This is a genomic window from Mesorhizobium sp. M1A.F.Ca.IN.022.06.1.1 (assembly GCF_003952605.1).
Taxonomy (GTDB): domain Bacteria; phylum Pseudomonadota; class Alphaproteobacteria; order Rhizobiales; family Rhizobiaceae; genus Mesorhizobium.
In genome coordinates this window covers 3,404,960-3,423,491 of sequence record NZ_CP034455.1, presented here as the reverse complement: position 1 = coordinate 3,423,491, position 18,532 = coordinate 3,404,960, and the positions used below count along the sequence as shown (strand labels likewise).

The window sequence follows — 18,532 nt, the reverse complement described above, 5'->3', positions numbered from 1 at the left end:
AACGGATATGACCGACAGGATTACGGCGCTCGACCTGGCCCGGGCGGAGCTGAGCGAAGCGACGAAGGCTTATTTCGCCAAATGCGAGGAAAAGCTCGGCCTCGTGCCCAACGTACTTCTGGCCTACGCCTTCGACGAGAAGAAGCTGCGCGCCTTCACCGACATGTACAACGAGCTGATGCTGGGCGAGTCCGGCCTGTCGAAGCTGGAGCGCGAGATGATCGCGGTCGCCGTTTCCTCGATCAACCAGTGCTACTACTGCCTGACCGCGCATGGCGCGGCGGTGCGCCAGCTTTCCGGTGAGCCCGCTCTTGGCGAGATGATGGTGATGAATTTCCGCGCCGCCGGCTTGCCCGAAAGGGAGACGGCGATGCTGGAATTCGCGGTCAAGCTGACGGAGGAGCCAGCCAAGATCGTCGAGGGCGACCGCGCCGCGTTGCGACAGGTGGGCTTCAGCGATCGCGACATCTGGGACATCGCCTCGACTGCCGCCTTCTTCAACATGTCGAACCGGGTGGCCGCCGCGGTCGACATGCGACCGAACCCCGAATACCACGCCATGGCAAGGTGAGGCTCACCGGCCTCACATTAGCAACGTCGAATTTCTCGTTGCCCGCCCCGCCGTTTGGGTCGATGATCAACGATTGCGGTTAGCCCGCATATCGATGATTGCGGCTAGCTCGCATATCAACGATTGCGGCGTAGCCGCATATCGGATTGCGGCATAGCCGCATACCGCTAGGCGGCGCTGCCGCATCCCGGCTCGACGCTGCCGAAAGGGAGGAGAACATGGCGAAATTTCTCTATGTCTATCACGGCTCCGGCAAGATGCCGACCGACGAGGCCGAGCGCAAAGCCGCGATGGATGCCTGGACCGGCTGGTACGACAAGCTGGGTTCGGCTGTGATCGACGGCGGCAATCCTGTCGGCATGTCGAGAACGGTGCTGCCCGGCGGCGTGGTCGAGAACAATGGCGGCAGCAATCCAACCGCCGGCTACACGATCGTCGAAGCGAAGGATATCGACGATGCCGTCGCCAAGGCAAGGGATTGTCCGATCCTGATGAACCCGGCCTTCAGCGTCGAGGTCGCGCCGATCATCGAGATGATGTAGCGCCAAAGCGCCCGAAGGTCGTCACAGTGAAACACGGCGGGCGGCATACTCGTCTTGCCCGCCCGCCGTCGCACGGCTAGAAGAGCCGATCCTTCCCGATTTCGAGTTTCACTTTGCCTCAGTAAACGCCGGTCTCGTCTACTCCCCGAAAGCACGCGCAGGCGCGCTTTGGCGGCGCCTGCATCATTTCATGTGTTCTTCAGGCGGCGGCTCGAGACCGGTTTGGCATTGCTGAGCCGCCGTCGCGCAATTGCGCGGGCGCCTGATTTTCAACCACTACAGCCTTTCGCCACACCGTGCCCGCATGGGCATCTCGGACATTGCCGCGCTGACGGACTTCCCGACGGGAAGGGCCTATCGGCATGTCTCGAACTTTGCGCATTCGCTGGGTGGTCGCGCCCGCAGTCGCGCCTCGACCTCTCATCAACTGCAATCGCTGCGGCGGCGTCAAACCTTACCAATGCAGCGGAAAGTTCCGCGTCAACGCCAACGGCAAGCGCATCGATGCCTGGCTGATCTATCGCTGCACCGACTGCGACAATTCCTGGAACCGAACCATTTTCGAGCGATGCAACCGTCGCGACATCGCACCGGCGCTGATGGCTGCACTGGAGCGCAACGATCCGACGCTGGTCCGACACTATGGCTTCGATGCCGTGGCGCTCAGAAATCGGGTCGGGCGGATCGAAGAATCTCCCGAAGTCACGGTGCGAAAGGAGCCGCTGGATGGCAGGCCGGAAGGCGCGACGGCGCTTTGGCTTGAGCTTCGGCTCGATGCCGCAACGCCCTTGCGGCTTGACCGCTTGCTCGCCGGCGAGCTCGGCATCTCCCGGTCGAGGCTGCAGGCCTGGGAAGCGCGGCGGTTGCTCGCCATCGAACCGTGCGGCGCCAAAGCCCTGCGCAGGCCGGTGCGCGACGGCATGGTGGTACGCGTCGACCTCTCCGGCGAGACCGGCCGTGACGCTGTCGTTTCGGCCGCATGTGCATGAAGTGAAAAGAGAGGGAGCGATGCCCCCTCCCTTGAGTAACTGCCTGGGCTAAAACCCTACGCCGCGCCCATCACCTTGGCCGACTTCTCGAAGCGCTTGCGCTCGTTCGGGTCGAGATAGAGCTTCCTGAGCCGAATGGTCTTCGGCGTCACCTCGACCAGCTCGTCGTCCTGGATCCAGGCCAGCGCGCGTTCCAGCGTCATGCGGACCGGCGGCGTCAGCTTCACCGCCTCGTCCTTGCCGGCGGCGCGGATGTTGGTGAGCTTCTTGCCCTTCAGCACGTTCACTTCCAGGTCGTTGTCGCGGGAATGGATGCCGATGATCATGCCCTGGTAAACCTTGACGCCCGGATCGATGATCATCGGGCCGCGATCCTCCAGGTTCCACATCGCATAGGCGACCGACTCACCCTGTTCGTTGGAGATCAGCACGCCATTGGTGCGGCCGGGCAGCTCGCCCTTGTAGGGCTCGTAGGCATGAAACAGCCGGTTCATCACGGCGGTGCCGCGCGTGTCGGTCAACAGTTCCGACTGATAGCCGATCAGGCCGCGGGTCGGCGCATGGAAGACAAGGCGCTGGCGGTTGCCGCCGGAGGGGCGCAGCTCGACCATCTCGGCCTTGCGTTCCGACATCTTCTGCACGACCACGCCGGCGTGCTCCTCGTCGACGTCGATGACGACTTCCTCGACCGGCTCCAGCAACTGGCCGTCATCGCCCTTCTGCATGACGACCCGCGGGCGCGACACGGCGATCTCGAAGCCTTCGCGGCGCATCGTCTCGATCAGCACGGCAAGCTGCAACTCGCCGCGACCGGAGACGAAGAAGGAATCCTTCTCCGGCGATTCCTCGATCTTGAGCGCCACATTGCCTTCGGCCTCGCGCAGCAGCCGGTCGCGAATGACGCGGCTGGTCACCTTGTCGCCCTCGGTGCCGGCAAGCGGACTGTCGTTGACCAGGAAGGACATGGTCACCGTCGGCGGGTCGATGGGCTGCGCATGCAGCGGCTCGCTCACGCTCGGATCGCAGAAGGTGTCGGCGACGGTGCCCTTCGACAGGCCGGCGATGGCGACGATGTCGCCCGCCTGGGCTTCCTCGATCGGCTGGCGCTCGAGCCCGCGGAAGGCGAGGATTTTCGAGATTCGTCCGGTCTCGATCTGCGTGCCGTCATGGTGCAGCACCTTGACCGCCTGGTTGGGCTTCAGCGAACCGGACTCGATGCGGCCGGTGATGATGCGGCCGAGGAACGGATTGGCTTCGAGGATCGTACCGATCATGCGGAACGGACCGGGATGCACCGTCGGCGCCGGCACATGCTTGACGACGAGATCGAACAGCGGCGCAAGGCCCTGGTCTTTCGGGCCTTCAGGATTTTCCGACACCCAGCCGTCGCGGCCCGAGCCGTAGAGGATCGGGAAGTCGAGCTGTTCGTCGGTCGCATCGAGCGCCGCGAACAGGTCGAACACCTCGTTGACCACCTCGATGTGACGGGCGTCCGGGCGGTCGATCTTGTTGATGACGACGATCGGCCGCAGACCTACCTTCAGCGCCTTGCCGACGACGAATTTGGTCTGCGGCATCGGCCCTTCGGCGGCGTCGACGAGCACGATCGCCGAATCCACCATCGACAGGATGCGCTCCACCTCGCCGCCGAAGTCGGCGTGTCCGGGCGTGTCGACGATGTTGATGCGGGTGCCCTTCCAATCGACCGAGGTCGCCTTGGCCAGGATGGTGATGCCGCGTTCTTTTTCGAGGTCGTTGGAGTCCATGGCGCGCTCGGCGACGCGCTGGTTTTCGCGGAAGGCGCCGGACTGTTTCAGGAGTTGGTCGACGAGCGTGGTTTTCCCATGGTCGACATGCGCGATGATCGCGATATTGCGGAGGTTCATTGTCTGGTCTCGGGAGCGTTGCAGGCAGCAGGCCCGAAAGCGCCGCCTTTTTCGGTTGGGCGGCTCATACAAGGTTTTTCGCAATTGCGAAAGGGGAGGCCCCGCCCCAAATAAATGGTCACTGATTCTTAAACGTCTTGGTGTGAAATGATTCTGTTAACCAAGGCGGAACCTTTGAGGGGCCGGGCAATTTCATGTTCATGACCGATCAGATGTCCAGATTGCGTCCGGTTTTCGCGTGGGCAGCGCTTGGCGTGCTTGTTGCGGCTGGCGCCGCACAGTCGGCGGCCGCCCTGAGAGAAGCTGACCCCTCGCCCCGTGATGCCAAAACCGCGCAGCAGATGTTTGCCGACGCCCCGGACGGGGTCGACCCGATCGTCACCGGCCCGGTCAGCGCCGCCTTCAAGCAGCGCCAGAAGGCAGTCAACTGCGACACCGCCGTCTGGCCGAACATTCCCGCGACCTGCTATCCGGATTAATATTGCGACGGCTACCTGACAAAGGTGGCACTCCGGGACACCCCCCTGTGCCCTGCCGGACTGTCCGGCAGGGCACAGGGGGGTGCCTGGCGCCGACCCTAAGCCGACCGCACCGGATCGAGCGTGACGTTGTAGAGCTCGTTGTCGTCGCGATCCATCAGCCGCACCGTTAGCTGCTCGGTGGCGCCGGAAATGTCGACCAGGCCGAAGAACTGCAGGCCCGCTGATGGCGGCAGGTTCTGGCCCTGCTCGGCGCTCGGCGCCTTGATGAACTTCAGCTCGGGCCCGAAGGTCATGTCGAGATCGTTGGGACCGAAGGTGCCGGCGTGGATCGGGCCGGAGACGAATTCCCAGAACGGGTTGAAATCCTGGAACTGCGCCTTGTCCGGATTGTAGTAATGCGCCGCCGTATAGTGGACGTCGGCGGTCAGCCACACCGTGTTGGTGATGCCGGCGTTCTTGATGTAGCGCAGCAGGTCGGCGAACTCGAGCTCGCGGCCTTTTGGCGTGCCATTGTCGCCGTTGCTGACCGCCTCGGCTCCGGCCTTTTTGGCCGCGTCGTTCCAGACGACGAGGCCGAGCGGCATGTCGGCGGCGATGATCTTCCAGGTCGCCTTGGAATTCGCCAGCTCGCGCTTCAGCCACTGCGTCTGCTGCTCGCCGAGCATGCGCGACTTCGGCGTCAGCGTGTCCTCCATGTCGGGGCCGTTCGGGCCGCGATAGGAGCGCATGTCGAGGAAGAACACGTCGAGCAGCGGCCCGTGGGCGATCTTGCGATAGACGCGTCCCGGTTCCGAAGGTTCGTAGCGGATGGTCGTCATCTCATGGAAGGCGCGCGCCGCGCGGGCCGCCAGCACAGGGATGGATTTTTCCGTGTAGCGGTTGTCGGTCGTCAGGTCCTTCGAATCCGACCAGTTGTTCACCACCTCGTGGTCGTCCCACTGGTAGAAGGTCGGGCAGATGGCGCTAAGCGCGAGCACGTGCTTGTCCATCATGTTGTACTTCCACTGGTCGCGATACTCGTCCAGCGTTTCGGCAACCTTGCGCTTGCCGTCGATCATGACGACGTTCTTCCACTTGCCGCCGCCGGGCAGGTCGACCTCGTCCTTCATGGCGCCGTCGGCATAGATCGTGTCGCCGGAATGGAGGAAGAAGTCAGGCGTGTGCTTGGCGATGGTGGAGTAGATCTTCATGCCGGTCTCGTCGATGCCCCAGCCCTGGCCGGCGGTGTCGCCCGACCACGCGAAGCGCACGTCGCGCTTCGACGCCGGCGCGGTGCGGAAACGGCCGACGATCGGCTCGGAGACGGCGTTGATGTCGGAAAGATCGGCGGCCGTCATCCGGTAGAAAATGTCCTGGTCGGCGGCGAGGTCGGTGAGCAGCCGCTTCACCGTATAGTCGCTGGCGGGCGAGGTATCGAGCGGCGCCAGCCTGACGGCGTCGGCGAAGCTTTCGGTGGTCGACACTTCGTACATCACGCGCGCCGGCCGGTCGGTGCGGGTCCAGACCATGCCGGAGGTGGCGTCGACATCGCCGGACTGGACGCCGTGGGTGAAGGCCGGGCGCTGATTGGCGCGCGAATAGTAAGGCAACGCGAGTCCGGAGGCGCCGACTAGGCCAAAGGCGCTGGCCGAGGTGACGAAAGCGCGGCGGGTTAACGAGAGCTTGTTCATGGCTGTCTCCGGATGGCGTTGAACGGGACCGCCAACCTCCGGCCTCAATGTTTCAGGCGCATATCGGAACCATGAAATTTTGATAACAGGTCACAGCTCTCCCCTTCTCCCCTTGCGGGAGAAGGGGAAGTCGCGCTTACGCCGCCTGCGGTTCCGGCTCAAAAGCCGGCTTGCTCGTGTTGATCAAGAGCGAAATACAGGCCGCGGCTATGCCGGTCATGCCGGCGATCAGGAAGGCAAGCTCGTAATTGCCCTGCAATTCGCGCATCGTGCCGCCGAAGGCCGCCGCCGCCGCGGCGCCCACTTGGTGGCCGGCGACGATCCAGCCGAACACGATCGGGCCGCTGCGGTCGCCGAAAGCTTCGTTGGCGAGCCTGAGCGTCGGCGGCACGGTGGCGATCCAGTCGAGCCCATAGAGCACGGCGAAGATGATCAGGCTGACGGCCGAGAAGCCGGAATAGGGCAGATAGATCAGCGACAGGCCGCGCACGGCATAATAGACGCCAAGCAGCTTGCGCGGATCGAAACGGTCGGTGAGCCAGCCGGACAGCGTCGTGCCGATCAGGTCGAAGATGCCCATCATCGACAACAGCCCGGCTGCCTGCACCTCGCCGATGCCCATGTCGCCGCAAAAGGCGATGAGGTGCGTGCCGACGAGGCCGTTTGTGGTGAAACCGCAGACGAAGAATGTGGCGAACAGGTACCAGAACACCCTGGTTCCCGCGGCACGGCGCAACGTGTTCAGCGTATGCGCCAGGAAATTGCCTTGCGCGGCCGGCGACACCGGCGGCACGTCGTCGGCATCGGCGCCATAACGCACCTGGCCGATGGAAGCCGGGCGCTCCGGCACCAGCAGAAAGACCAGCGGCACGAGAGCCGCCGTGGCAATGGCGATGGCAACGGCGACCGGCTTCCAACCTCCCGACTGAGCCAACGAGGCGAGCAGCGGCAGGAACACCAGCAGGCCGGTCGCGCTCGAGGCGGACATCAGCCCCATCACCAGGCCGCGATTGGTCTTGAACCAGCGATTGACGATGGTGGCGCCGAGCACGGTGGCGACCGCGCCCGAGCCGATGCCCGAAAATACCCCCCATGTGAGCAGCAGATGCCACGGCTTGGTCATCAGCAGGCTGAGCGCTGTGGAACCCGACATGATCAGCAGCGCGGCAAGCAGCGTGCGGCGTAGCCCGATCCGCTCCATCAACGCCGCGGCAAACGGCCCGGTGAGGCCATAGAGGAAGATGCCGACAGCGGCGGCAAGCGAGACGACATCGCGCCGCCAGCCGAAGCTCTTTTCCAGCGGCAGCATCATGACCGCCGGCGCGGAACGAAGCCCGGCGGCGATCAGCAGGCAGAAGAAGATGACTGCGACGACGACGAAGGCGTAGCGCTGGCCAAAGGGACGGGAATGAGCTATCATGTTACTGACCGGTACGTTGCAATGGAGCGGCGCCATTCATACGTACCGGTCAGTAACATTGTCAAGCGAGTTTGTTGAATGCCATCGGACAATAAAATTGAAGCGTCGATCAGCGGAGCCGGCACGGCACCGGCGCCGAAGGCTGCCGACAAGATCCTCGACGTGGCGCGCGATCTGTTCTATCGCGAAGGCATCCGGGCGATCGGCGTCGACGAGATCGTCAGGCGCGCCGGCGTCACCAAGCCCAGCCTGTACCGGACCTTCCCGTCCAAGGACGAACTCGCCGCTTCCTATCTGCGCAAGTACGACCTCGAATTCTGGCAGCGGTTCGACGACGCCGTGGACGCGCATCCTGGCAACCCGCGCGCTCAGATCATCGCTTTCCTCACCCGCGTGGGCAAACGCACGCAGAGGCCGGACTATCGCGGCTGCGGCATGACCAATGCGGCGGTCGAATATCCCGAGCACGGCCATCCCGCGCGGGTGGTGAGCGAGAACAACAAGCAGGAATTGCGCCGGCGCCTGCGCGCCATGGCGGCAGCGATGGGTGCGAGTGATTCCGACACGCTGGGCGATGGGCTGCTGCTGCTGATCGAGGGCGCCTATATCAGCGGCCAATTGTTCGGCCTCGGCGGACCGGCGGCATCAGTCGCCCGTAACGCCGATCTGCTGATTGAAGCCAGCTTGAAGAACTAGTGGTCCGCTGCTTCGGCGCTTTTCCTGCAACGTCGGCTGTTGGCGAAACCATCGAGGAGAGCGCCCCTCTCCCCGTCGCTATACAGGGAGAGGATGCCGGCAGGCAGGTGAGGAGCAGCACCGGCCTAGACAATTGACCCTTCGCGCCAACCCGGCTTCCTAGGCTCACGCGGGTTTTAACGCTACGCTGCTGCACCAAACGGAGGTCTTCGGATGCGCGCCTGCCTTGCTCTTACTGCCTTTGTCATCCTTGGTGGCTCGGCCCATGCCGGCGACATTTCCAGCGACTATACCGACCTCGACTGGAAGAAGGACTGCGTGACCTACGCGCAATCGGAAGAAGGCGACGGCGACTGGGCGAACCTCGCCTGCGCGGGCTATCGCGGCTATCCGGTGCTGATCGGCTATGACGACGCGCGCGAGTCCGTCTACTACGGTTTTCCCTCCGACGACATGACCGCCATCTGGGAGAGTTTCTCCGGGTTCAACACCGCTGGGGCGAAGGTCGAGTGGCGCATCGAAACCAATGGCGACAAGGCGGTGCCCTTCGCCGTCATTCATCGTCGCGAGATCAGCAATCCCGAAAACGAAAACAAGCCGACCGAGGTGCTGGTCGTCGCCAAGGTCGCGCAGCCGGAGGAGCATGAGGGCTGCACAATCGGCCTCGTGCTCGCTACCGGCAACCCTCAGGCCAACGATCAGGCCCGCAAGCTCGCCGACCAAAAGGCGAAGGGTTTTGCTTGCGGCAAGGACAAGCGCGAGGTGATCGGCAACGTGCCGGACTTCGGGCGAGTAGATAACTAGAAATCAGAGGGTGTTCGACGAATGCGAGACGGCGAAGGTTGCGCATCCGTCATCCTTGGGCGGAGCAAGGAGCGAAGCGACGCGGCGCAGACCCAAGGATCCATGCCGTTACATCAAGGCGTTGCCACGGTGCAGTAATTCTGTTCCGTAACGATCTTCGCGCGACCTCACGGCATGGATCCCAGGGTCTCCGCGACGGAGCTGCGCTCCTGCTTCGCCCTGGGATGACGACGTTGAGGGCTTCGCCCAAGCCCCATCGCCCAGCCGTTGGCTGCCGCTTACTTACTTGACCGCCTTCGCCCGTTCGATCGCCTCGACGATCATCTTCTTGGCATAGTTGGAATCGTGCCAGCCCTCGATCTTGACCCATTTGCCGGGCTCGAGATCCTTGTAGTGCTCGAAGAAGTGCTGCACCTGCTGGCGGGTGATTTCCGGCAGGTGCGTGTATTCGGTGACATTCTCGTAGCGCAGCGTCAGCTTCGGCGAGGGAACCGCGATCACCTTCTCGTCCTGGCCGGCATTGTCTTCCATGATCAAGACGCCGATCGGCCGCACATTGATGACGCAGCCCGGCACCAGCGCGCGCGTGTTGCAGACGAGCACGTCGATCGGGTCGCCGTCCCCCGACAAAGTGTGCGGCACGAAGCCGTAATTGCCGGGATAGCGCATCGAGGTGTGCAGGAAGCGGTCGACGAACAGCGTGCCGGCCTCCTTGTCCATCTCGTACTTGATCGGCTCGCCGCCGATCGGCACCTCGATGATGACGTTGATGTCCTCGGGCGGATTCTTCCCCGTTGGTACGGCTTCGATGCGCATGCTGAAATCCCTCTCTCGATTTGTGAGATCGATAGCGGGCGGCGCGTCATGGTGCAATGCGGCGAATAGCACTGGACGCTAACGGAAGCGCACAGTTTGTGATGGATTGTAACCCAATGCATGTCGCCCAACACTGCGCAGCGGTTTTGGGCGAACGATATGCATCAAACGAAGACTTGAAGCACGTCACCCCAACGCGTTTTAAGTGGCGGCCATCATTCCCAGACGAAGGCAACCTTCTTCAGCGCCTTCTGCTCGAAGACCTCGACGCCTTCGGCGACGTCGCGGCCGCCATTGCCGGCATAAAAGGCCAGCGCGTTGTAATTGTCTTCCAGCGCCCACACCACCAGGCCTCTGAGCCCATGGTCGGCAAGGCGCGTCCGCGCCGCCTTGAACAGCCTGCTGCCGAGGCCGATGCCCTGATATTCCGGACGCAGGTACAGCTCGTAGATCTCGCCCTGCTGCCTGAGCTCGCGGGCGCGGTTCCTGCCGATCGTGGCATAGCCGGCGATCGTGCCCCCGATCTCGACCACCAGCACGGTAGCCGCCTTGCGAATTGCGTTCGCCCACCAATCGGGGCCGCGGCGATTGATCATGGCCGTCAGCGTGCGATGCGGGATGATGCCGGAATAGGCGCCGCGCCATGCCTCCTGGTGCACGTCCGCGATAGCCATTGCATCGCGAGGGTCGGCTTTCCGGATGTCGATCGTCAGCGTGTTCATGATTTGTTAATCATAAACCCGCTTGGCCCGACTGCAAAGAGTCCCGCGCTGTCGCGCCCGCGCTTTCTCACAAACGAGCTTGGCGGCATCGGAGGCGCCGAAAACCAGCCCTCACCCGGCCCCGGCAGAGCAGATTTTCAGTCAGTTCCGTCAGATCTCGACGAGATGGTCATCCAATTGATTGGTGTCGCCGGCGGTAACCGGGAAATGCTCGGCCAGCACCGCGCCGACCGATTCGATCGCCTTGGCGAAACCGTCGGCGAGTCGGTCGTCGCCCGCGTGCTTTGTCAGGTCCCGCACCACGCCATCCCAGACATGCTGGCCGACCTTAGCATCGATGCCGCTGTCGGCCACCACCTCGGCATAGCGCTCGGCGATCGAGACGAAGATCAGCACGCCCGTCCTCGCCTGGGTGCGGTGGACGTTGCGCGCGAGAAATTGCTTCATCGCATTGGCATGCGCCGCCTGGTAGCGCAGCCGTTTCGGCACGAGGTGAATGCGCAAGCCGGGCAGCGCCCAGAGGAGCGCAAGGATGCAGCCAAACGCCAGAAGCTGAGCAAGCACGAAATGCGGCAAACGGATGGTCAGCCACAAGGCTTCCAGCCCGTAGGCCACTGCGAGGCTGACGACAATCGTGGCGAGCGCCGCCGCGAACGCGGCCGGGAAGAAATAGCCGTCGCTGGACCCCGCCACGACGCAGTATATCTCGCCGTCGGTCCTTGCTTCCGCGGCACGGATGGTCTCGGCGATGCGGTCATGGTCCTCGGGGCTGATCGGTCGCGTTGCCATGGTTTCTCACCAGCTTCCAGAGGAGCCGCCGCCGCCCGACGAACCGCCGCCGCCGGAAAACCCGCCACCGCCGCCACCGGAGGACCAACCTCCACCGCCCGACGACCAGCCTCCGCCACCGGACGACCATCCGCCGGAGGATCGCCGGCTGGGCTCGAAGGTCATGCCGAGCCAGCGGTAGCGGCCGGGCCCGATCTTCTGGCCGAAGATCGGCGGCAGCACCGTCAGGGCGATGCTGCCGAAGAAGATCAGCGCCCAGAGGGTGATGAAGATGGCGAAGAACAGGTCGTCGGAGTTGAACGGCGCCTGCTCGTTGCGCTTGCCGCGCGCCTCCAGCTCCTCCGGATTGCCCTCCAGCACCATGATCATGTCGTCGACGGCCTTGCTGATGCCGCCGGAGAAGTCTCCGGCGCGGAAGGCCGGCACCATGTCGTTTTCGATGATCAGCTTGGTGTGCAGGTCGGTCAGCGTGCCTTCCAGCCCATAGCCGACCTCGATGCGCATCTTGCGATCGTTCGGCGCAACCAGGAGAAGAACACCATTGTTCTCCTTGGCCTGGCCGAGCTTCCAGAAGCGGAACAGCCGGTTGGCGTAGGGCTCGATCTCCTCGCCGCCGAGGGTAGGGATGGTCGCGACGACGATCTGATCGGAGCCTTTCTTCTCGAAATCGGCGAGTTTCTGGGTCAGCGCCGCGCGCGTGCCGGCATCGATAATGCCGGCATTGTCGACGACACGGCCGCTAAGCGGGGGCAGGTCGGCGGCAAGGGCGGCGATGGGGAGGAGGAGGCAGAAGATGCTCAGCAAAAGGCCAATGAAGGCACTCCGTCCCACCCCCCTCTGGCCCGCCGGCCATCTCCCCCGCAAGGAGGGAGATTGGATGTCACCGCCGCCTTCGCCAACCGCCTGCGTTGCAGGAGATGCACGGTCAGCGAAACTGCCGATCTCCCCCAAGAGGGGGAGATGTCCGGCAGGACAGAGGGGGGCGCGAAGGTACGCAAGGCCTGCAAGCTCGATTAAATTTCAGTCGCGCCGCTCACCCGCCCTGCTTGGTGCTCGTGCCGAAATCCACTTTCGGCACCTGCATCTTGTCTTCCTCGACGGTGAAGTTCGCAAACGGCTCATTGCCGCGGAACCAGAATGTCGCCCACAGCACCGACGGGAAGGTCCTCAGCGTCAGATTGTACTCCCTGACCGCCTGGATGTAGTCGCGACGCGCCACCGCGATGCGGTTCTCGGTGCCCTCGAGCTGCGCCTGCAGCGCGAGGAAATTCTGGTTGGCCTTGAGGTCGGGATAGTTTTCCGAGACCGCGATCAACCGCGACAGCGCGCCCGTCAGCCCGGCCTGGGCATCCTGGAATCTTTTGAGGGCTTCCGGATCCTTCAGCGTCTCCGGCGTCACCGTGATCTGCGTCGCCTTGGCGCGCGCCTGGACGACCGCGTCGAGCGTGTCCTTCTCGTGCGAGGCGTAGCCCTTCACCGTCTCGACCAGGTTGGGGATCAGGTCGGCGCGACGCTGATACTGGTTGAGCACCTCGCTCCAGGCCGCCCTGGCATTCTCCTCCGCCGTCGGGATGGTGTTGTAGCCGCAGCCGGCAAGCAGCGGCAGCACGAAGGCCATCATCAGCAAGGCCGGCAAATTGCGGAAAGCGGAGGGTAGAAGAAGGCGCTCGGCGAACATGATTGGTCCCCTCGACAGAAGTTGTGATGCGAAGCATTACCACAATCCGTGCGCAAGAAAATGACCCGGTCGTGGCAGCGCTCTGATCTTGGTCGCTCGCCCCTGTGAATACGCGACCGAACAGGCTAAGCTCCGGGCCGGAAAGGACATTTGCCATGGCCGAGCGCCGGGACGACGAGAATGAATCGCGCCGCATCCTTGAGCGCGTGGCGCGCGAAACGACGCCGGGCGGCGCTTCCTTCGTCGCCCGCACCGCGAAGGACGCACGCGACCACGTGACCGCGGCCGATGCCGACCGTTCCGATCCGATCGAAGTTTGGGGCACCCGCATTGGCCGAACGCTCGGCCTCATCATCGCCATTGGGCTGTTGGTCTGGCTGGTGTATGCCGCCACGCAGGGTGGCTAGGAACCGAATTTCATGAATGCTGATAAAACCGACGCGCCGCGCGCGGTCATCGTCATCTCCAGTCATGTCGCCCGCGGCTCGGTCGGCAACCGCGCCGCGGTCTTCGCGCTGGAGACGCTGGGTTTCCCGGTTTGGGCGGTGCCGACCGTGATCCTGCCCTGGCACCCAGGCCACAGCCGCGCCACCCGCATCGTGCCGCCGCTCGATCAGTTCAAGGCGCTGATGGCCGACCTCGAGCGCGCGCCGTGGCTGGGCGAGGTGAGCGCGGTGCTCTCGGGCTATCTCGGTGAGGCCGGCCAGGCGGAGGCCGTCGCTTCGCTGGTTGCGGCCGTCAAGGCGAGGACGCCGGATGCCCTTTATGTCTGCGACCCGGTGATGGGCGATTCGGGCGGGCTCTATGTGCCGGAGCCGACGGCCGTCGCGCTGCGCGACAGGCTGATGCCGATCGCCGACATCGCCACGCCCAACCGCTACGAGCTCGAATGGATGGCCGGAGCGCCGCTGCCCGACATCAAGTCGGTGACGGCGGCCGCCCTGCACGCCGGTCCCTCCACCATGCTGGTCACCTCGGCACCCTCGATGATGGCGGGCGGCACCGGCAATTTCCTGCTCGACGACCGACAGGCGCTGCTTGCCGAGCACCGCCTGATCGAGAAGCCGCCGAACGGGTTGGGCGACCTGACGGCCGCCGTCTATCTCGCCCGCATCCTTTCCGGCCAGCCGGCGGCGAAGGCGCTGCAGTCGACCACCGCCGCCGTCTATGAGATCCTGGCGCGCACGGCGAAACGCGGCGGCGACGAGCTGCAGCTCGAGACCGACGCGCAGAGCCTGTCGCATCCGATGGCCATGGTGCAGCTTCGCCATCTCCTCCACCCCGGGCGGGACAAGCGGGCGTGAGGCCAGGCGGCGGCGTGCTGGCCGGCGTCGACGGCTGCAAGGCCGGCTGGATCGCCGTCCATCGCCAGCCTGGCGCGCCGCCATCGGCATCGGTCTTCGCGACTTTCGAGGCTCTGCTACACGCCCTACCCGATGCCACGATCGCCGTCGACATGCCGATCGGCCTGCCTGATTTTTCCAGCCGCGGCGGTCGCGGGCCCGAAGCGCTGGTGCGTCCGCTGCTCGGAGCACGGCAGTCGAGCGTCTTTGCCATACCATCGCGCGCGGCGCTCTACGCCGATACCGGCAACTTCACCACGGTCGAAGCCTGGTATGCCGCGCACCGGCGGGCGAGCGAGGTGGCGATGACGACTTCCAATCCGCCGCGCGGCGTTTCCATCCAGGCCTTCGGTATTTTTTCGAAGATTCGCGAGATCGACCAGCTGTTGATCGCGCGACCGGATTTGCGCGGCCGCATCTTCGAATCGCACCCAGAAGTCGCCTTCTGCCGGATGAACGGCGGCACCGCGATGATCCTGCCCAAGAAGATCAAGGGCACTATCAACCCGGCCGGCATGGAGGAGCGCAAGGCGCTGCTTTGCCGGCAAGGCTATGACAAGACCTTCCTCGACCAGGCGCCGCCGAAGGGTGCCGCCAGCGACGACTTCCTCGACGCGGCCGCCATGATGTTGATCGCCGGCCGCATCGCCAGCGGCGAGGCGCGGCCCTCTCCCGATCCGCCGCTTACCGACCGGTTCGGCATTCAGGTCGCCATCTGGGCATGACCGATCGGGGCGGCCGGCATGCGTCTGCGACGCCGCCATCCGCAATTCGGCATTGCCCGCGACCGGCTTTTGCCGCTAGAGGCTTTTTTCGATCGCAACGAGCTGCCGCCCCCAAACCCTCGGAAAGGCTCTAGCCGCCAATGCCTCACCTTCCCGAACATCTGCTGACCGGCTATCGCAACTTCATGAGCGGCCGCTATCCCGCCGAAAGCGACCGCTACCGCTCGCTGGCGCGCGAGGGCCAGGCGCCCGAGACCATGATCGTCGCCTGCTGCGATTCCCGCTCCGCCCCCGAAGCGATCTTCGATGCCGGGCCGGGCGAGCTCTTCGTGCTGCGCAATGTCGGCAATCTCGTGCCGCCCTATGAGCCGGACGGCGAGTTCCACTCGACCTCTGCCGCGCTCGAGTTCGCCGTGCAGAGCCTGAAGGTTAAGAACATCGTGGTGATGGGCCACGGCCGCTGCGGCGGCATCCGCGCCGCGCTCGATACCAATTTTGCGCCGCTGTCGCCCGGCGATTTCATCGGCAAATGGATGAGCCTGATCGCGCCGGCTGCCGAGACCGTCTCGTCCAGCACCTTCATGACGGCGACCGAGCGCCAGACGGCGCTGGAGCGCATCTCGATCCGCTATTCGATCGCCAATCTCAGGACATTCCCTTGCGTTTCGATCCTCGAGGGCAAGGGCAAGCTTACCCTGCACGGCGCCTGGTTCGACATCTCGACCGGCGAGCTCTGGGTGATGAACAAGGAGACCGGCGATTTCGAGCGGCCGGAGCTTTGATGGAGGGTTGATGGAGCGGATCTGGTGTAGGTTTTTCCTTGCGGCAGCGCTGCTGCTGTCCGCAACGATCAGCGCCAGCGCCGATGACAGCGCCGTCATCGATCGTTGGTATTCGGCACTCCTGGTCGCCGACCGCACCGAACTTTCCGAATTGCTTTCTGAAGAGGTGCACATGAAGCTCGACGATGTCGGCGTCGTCCAGGACAAGCAGGAATTCCTCGCTTCGATCGACGAATGGCAAGGCGCGGTTGCCGGCGCCGCCATCCGCCATCGCATCGAGAAGAGCGAAAAGGGCGAGACCACGGTGCTCGCCTGCTACGATTTCCCCGAGAACGACACGCTGATGCGCGAGACCTTCACCGTCGTCGGCGGCCGCATTACCGCCAGCACCCAGACGGCGGTCGCGCAGGACTGCAGCGCCTACTGATCCTGTTGTTGCGCGGTGCCGAGCACCGCCCTACATCGGGATAACCCGCCTGCATTCAGCCCCACCAAAAGCGCCTATGGATTTGCCCATGTCAAAGACCGTCGACCTCGCCGCCCATCCGCTGACGCTTTGGCAAGGCCCGCTCGGCCTGCCCGATTTCACCCGCATCGGCGACAATGATTTCGGGCCGGTCTTCGACGCGGCGCTGGCAGCGCACCAGGCTGAGATCGACGCGATCGCCGGCAACAGCGAGGCGGCAACGATCGAAAACACGCTGGCTGCACTTGAGCTCGCCGGCGAGCCGCTCGACCATGTCTCGTCGATCTTCTGCTGTCGTGCCGGCGCCCACACCAACGACACCATCCAGCAGCTGGAGCGCGAGATTTCGCCCAAGATGTCGCGGCACTTCTCCGCGATCTCGATGAACGAGAAGCTGTTTGCCCGCATCGACGACCTCTACCAGCGCCGCGACAGGCTGAGCCTCGATCCCGAGACGTTGCGTGTGCTGGAAAAGACCTGGAAAGGCTTCGTCCGCTCCGGTGCGAAGCTCGATGCGGAAGGCAAGAAGCGGCTGGCGGCAATCAACGAGGAACTCTCCTCGCTCGGCACCAAATTCGGCCAGAATGTGCTGGCCGACGAACGCGACTGGGCGCTGTTCCTCGACGAGGCTGATCTCGTCGGCCTGCCGGATTTCTTGAAGAGCTCGATGGCCGAGGCGGCCGAGATGCGTGGCCAGAAAGGTCGCTATGCGGTGACGCTGTCGCGCTCGATCTACGAGCCGTTCTCGACCTTCTCGGAGCGCCGCGACCTGCGCGAGATCGCCTTCCGCGCCTTCATCATGCGCGGCCAGAATGGCGGCGCCAGCGACAATACCGATGTGGTGCGCGACATGCTGAAGCTGCGCGCCGAGAAGGCGAAGCTGCTCGGCTATGAGTCTTTCGCGGCGCTTAAGCTCGACGACACGATGGCGAAGACGCCGAAGGCGGTGCACAACTTGCTCGATCCGGTCTGGGAAAAGGCGCTGGAAAAAGCGGCCGCCGATCAGAAGGAGTTGGAGCGGCTGGCCACCGAAGCCGGCAGCAACGACAAATTCGCGGCATGGGACTGGCGCTTCTACCAGGAGAAGCTGCGCACGGAGAAATTCGCTTTCGACGAAGCCGAGCTGAAGCCCTACCTGCAGCTTGAGCGCATCATCGACGCCTGCTTCGATGTCGCGACCAAGCTGTTCGGCGTCAGCTTCGAGGAGAAGAAGGGCATTGCCGCCTGGCATCCCGACGCGCGCGTCTTCGTGGTCAAGAACGCGGACGGCAGCGAGCGCGGGCTGTTTCTGGCGGATTACTTCGCGCGGCCCTCGAAACGCTCCGGCGCCTGGATGAGCGCGCTGAAATCCGGCTACAAGCTTGGGAAAGGCGCGAAGCCCGTCATCTACAACATCATGAACTTCGCCAAGCCGCCGGCCGGCGAGCAGGCCCTTCTCTCCGTCGACGAAGCAAAGACGCTGTTTCACGAATTCGGCCATGCGCTGCACGGCATGCTGACCGACGTCACTTGGCCGTCGGTCTCCGGCACCTCGGTCAGCCGCGACTTCGTCGAACTGCCCTCGCAGCTCTATGAGCATTGGCTGACGGTGCCGGCGGTGCTGGAAAAGCATGCGCTGCACGTCAAGACCGGCAAGCCGATGCCGAAGGACCTGCTCGACAAGATGCTCGCCGCACGCACCTTCGGCGCCGGCTTCGCCACGGTCGAGTTCACCGCCTCGGCGCTGATCGACATGGCTTATCACGCAAGGCCGGACGCGCCGGCCGAGCCGCTTCCGTTCGAGGCTGAAACGCTGGAAAAGCTGCATATGCCCAACACCATCGCCATGCGTCACCGCACCCCGCATTTCGGGCATATCTTCGCCGGCGAGGGGTATTCAGCCGGCTACTATTCCTACATGTGGTCGGAGGTGCTGGACGCCGACGCCTTTTCCGCCTTCGAGGAAACAGGCGATCCCTTCAACCCGGACCTTGCCGAGCGGCTGAGGAAGAACATCTACGCCGCCGGCGGCTCCAAGGACCCGGAAGAGCTTTACACGGCCTTCCGTGGGAAAATGCCTTCGCCCGAGGCGATGATGGTGAAAAGAGGGTTGGTGTAGCGCGCCCCTCCCTTCTCCCCATGTGGGAGAAGGTGGATCGGCGCGGAGCGCCG

General features: G+C 64.1%; 20 protein-coding genes. 12 read left to right on the top strand and 8 right to left on the bottom strand.

What is annotated here, in order from left to right; all coding sequences use genetic code 11:
• Nucleotides 1-7 precede the first annotated feature (7 nt).
• The 3 genes from EJ078_RS16370 to EJ078_RS16360 all read left to right on the top strand — a co-directional run bounded on the left by EJ078_RS16370 (nt 8) and on the right by EJ078_RS16360 (nt 2,102).
• Nucleotides 8-571, top strand: coding sequence for a peroxidase-related enzyme (locus EJ078_RS16370; protein ID WP_067001468.1), 564 nt, complete (start codon nt 8-10; stop codon nt 569-571).
• Nucleotides 572-789: 218 nt separating this feature from the next.
• On the top strand, nt 790-1,113 hold the full coding sequence (locus EJ078_RS16365; RefSeq protein ID WP_127215287.1) for a hypothetical protein: 324 nt from the start codon (nt 790-792) through the stop codon (nt 1,111-1,113).
• Nucleotides 1,114-1,475: 362 nt separating this feature from the next.
• Nucleotides 1,476-2,102 (top strand): DUF1062 domain-containing protein, encoded by a 627-nt coding sequence (locus EJ078_RS16360; RefSeq protein WP_067324929.1) that lies wholly within the window; start codon nt 1,476-1,478, stop codon nt 2,100-2,102.
• Nucleotides 2,103-2,158: 56 nt separating this feature from the next.
• Here the strand turns inward: EJ078_RS16360 and typA are convergent, their stop codons facing one another.
• Nucleotides 2,159-3,988, bottom strand: coding sequence for a translational GTPase TypA (typA, locus tag EJ078_RS16355; protein ID WP_067001463.1), 1,830 nt, complete (start codon nt 3,986-3,988; stop codon nt 2,159-2,161).
• Nucleotides 3,989-4,182: 194 nt separating this feature from the next.
• Here typA and EJ078_RS16350 point away from each other — a divergent pair, with 194 nt between their 5' ends.
• On the top strand, nt 4,183-4,467 hold the full coding sequence (locus EJ078_RS16350) for a hypothetical protein (RefSeq protein WP_245457033.1): 285 nt from the start codon (nt 4,183-4,185) through the stop codon (nt 4,465-4,467).
• A 98-nt stretch (nt 4,468-4,565) separates the two neighbouring features.
• On the opposite strand, the gene EJ078_RS16345 is transcribed toward EJ078_RS16350, so the two are convergent.
• Nucleotides 4,566-6,140, bottom strand: a complete 1,575-nt coding sequence (locus EJ078_RS16345) for an alkaline phosphatase (protein WP_127215288.1) — start codon at nt 6,138-6,140, stop codon at nt 4,566-4,568.
• A 136-nt stretch (nt 6,141-6,276) separates the two neighbouring features.
• Nucleotides 6,277-7,560: an MFS transporter gene (locus tag EJ078_RS16340; protein ID WP_127324609.1), complete on the bottom strand. Its 1,284-nt coding sequence runs from the start codon at nt 7,558-7,560 to the stop codon at nt 6,277-6,279.
• Nucleotides 7,561-7,638: 78 nt separating this feature from the next.
• Here EJ078_RS16340 and EJ078_RS16335 point away from each other — a divergent pair, with 78 nt between their 5' ends.
• Complete coding sequence (locus EJ078_RS16335) at nt 7,639-8,256, top strand: TetR/AcrR family transcriptional regulator (protein WP_095824171.1); 618 nt, start codon at nt 7,639-7,641, stop codon at nt 8,254-8,256.
• 213 nt (nt 8,257-8,469) lie between these two features.
• Entirely contained in the window at nt 8,470-9,060 is a 591-nt protein-coding gene (locus tag EJ078_RS16330) for a hypothetical protein (protein ID WP_127324608.1), read from the top strand.
• Between the two features lie 282 nt (nt 9,061-9,342).
• Here the strand turns inward: EJ078_RS16330 and ppa are convergent, their stop codons facing one another.
• The 5 genes from ppa to EJ078_RS16305 form a co-directional block, all read right to left on the bottom strand.
• Nucleotides 9,343-9,876, bottom strand: a complete 534-nt coding sequence (ppa, locus tag EJ078_RS16325) for an inorganic diphosphatase (RefSeq protein WP_067001447.1) — start codon at nt 9,874-9,876, stop codon at nt 9,343-9,345.
• A gap of 215 nt (nt 9,877-10,091) precedes the next feature.
• Nucleotides 10,092-10,598, bottom strand: coding sequence for a GNAT family N-acetyltransferase (locus EJ078_RS16320; protein WP_067324917.1), 507 nt, complete (start codon nt 10,596-10,598; stop codon nt 10,092-10,094).
• Nucleotides 10,599-10,748: 150 nt separating this feature from the next.
• A complete protein-coding gene (locus tag EJ078_RS16315; protein ID WP_127215291.1) occupies nt 10,749-11,387 on the bottom strand; it encodes a TPM domain-containing protein in 639 nt (212 codons plus the stop codon).
• A gap of 6 nt (nt 11,388-11,393) precedes the next feature.
• Nucleotides 11,394-12,191 (bottom strand): YgcG family protein, encoded by a 798-nt coding sequence (locus EJ078_RS16310; RefSeq protein ID WP_245458847.1) that lies wholly within the window; start codon nt 12,189-12,191, stop codon nt 11,394-11,396.
• Nucleotides 12,192-12,420: 229 nt separating this feature from the next.
• Complete coding sequence (locus EJ078_RS16305) at nt 12,421-13,065, bottom strand: LemA family protein (RefSeq protein ID WP_095779831.1); 645 nt, start codon at nt 13,063-13,065, stop codon at nt 12,421-12,423.
• Between the two features lie 155 nt (nt 13,066-13,220).
• On the opposite strand from EJ078_RS16305, the gene EJ078_RS16300 reads away from it, so the two are divergent.
• The 6 genes from EJ078_RS16300 to EJ078_RS16275 all read left to right on the top strand — a co-directional run bounded on the left by EJ078_RS16300 (nt 13,221) and on the right by EJ078_RS16275 (nt 18,479).
• Nucleotides 13,221-13,472 carry a hypothetical protein gene (locus tag EJ078_RS16300; protein WP_067001435.1) on the top strand — a complete coding sequence of 84 codons (252 nt, stop codon included), beginning with the start codon at nt 13,221-13,223 and terminating at the stop codon, nt 13,470-13,472.
• A 12-nt stretch (nt 13,473-13,484) separates the two neighbouring features.
• Nucleotides 13,485-14,369, top strand: a complete 885-nt coding sequence (pdxY, locus tag EJ078_RS16295) for a pyridoxal kinase PdxY (protein ID WP_095827482.1) — start codon at nt 13,485-13,487, stop codon at nt 14,367-14,369.
• Complete coding sequence (locus EJ078_RS16290) at nt 14,366-15,133, top strand: DUF429 domain-containing protein (RefSeq protein WP_127215914.1); 768 nt, start codon at nt 14,366-14,368, stop codon at nt 15,131-15,133. Before pdxY ends, EJ078_RS16290 begins: the two co-directional genes overlap by 4 nt.
• Before the next feature lie 140 nt (nt 15,134-15,273).
• Complete coding sequence (locus EJ078_RS16285) at nt 15,274-15,915, top strand: carbonic anhydrase (RefSeq protein WP_067001427.1); 642 nt, start codon at nt 15,274-15,276, stop codon at nt 15,913-15,915.
• Between the two features lie 10 nt (nt 15,916-15,925).
• On the top strand, nt 15,926-16,342 hold the full coding sequence (locus EJ078_RS16280; protein WP_095799694.1) for a hypothetical protein: 417 nt from the start codon (nt 15,926-15,928) through the stop codon (nt 16,340-16,342).
• Between the two features lie 82 nt (nt 16,343-16,424).
• Nucleotides 16,425-18,479, top strand: a complete 2,055-nt coding sequence (locus EJ078_RS16275; RefSeq protein ID WP_127215916.1) for a M3 family metallopeptidase — start codon at nt 16,425-16,427, stop codon at nt 18,477-18,479.
• Nucleotides 18,480-18,532 lie beyond the last annotated feature (53 nt).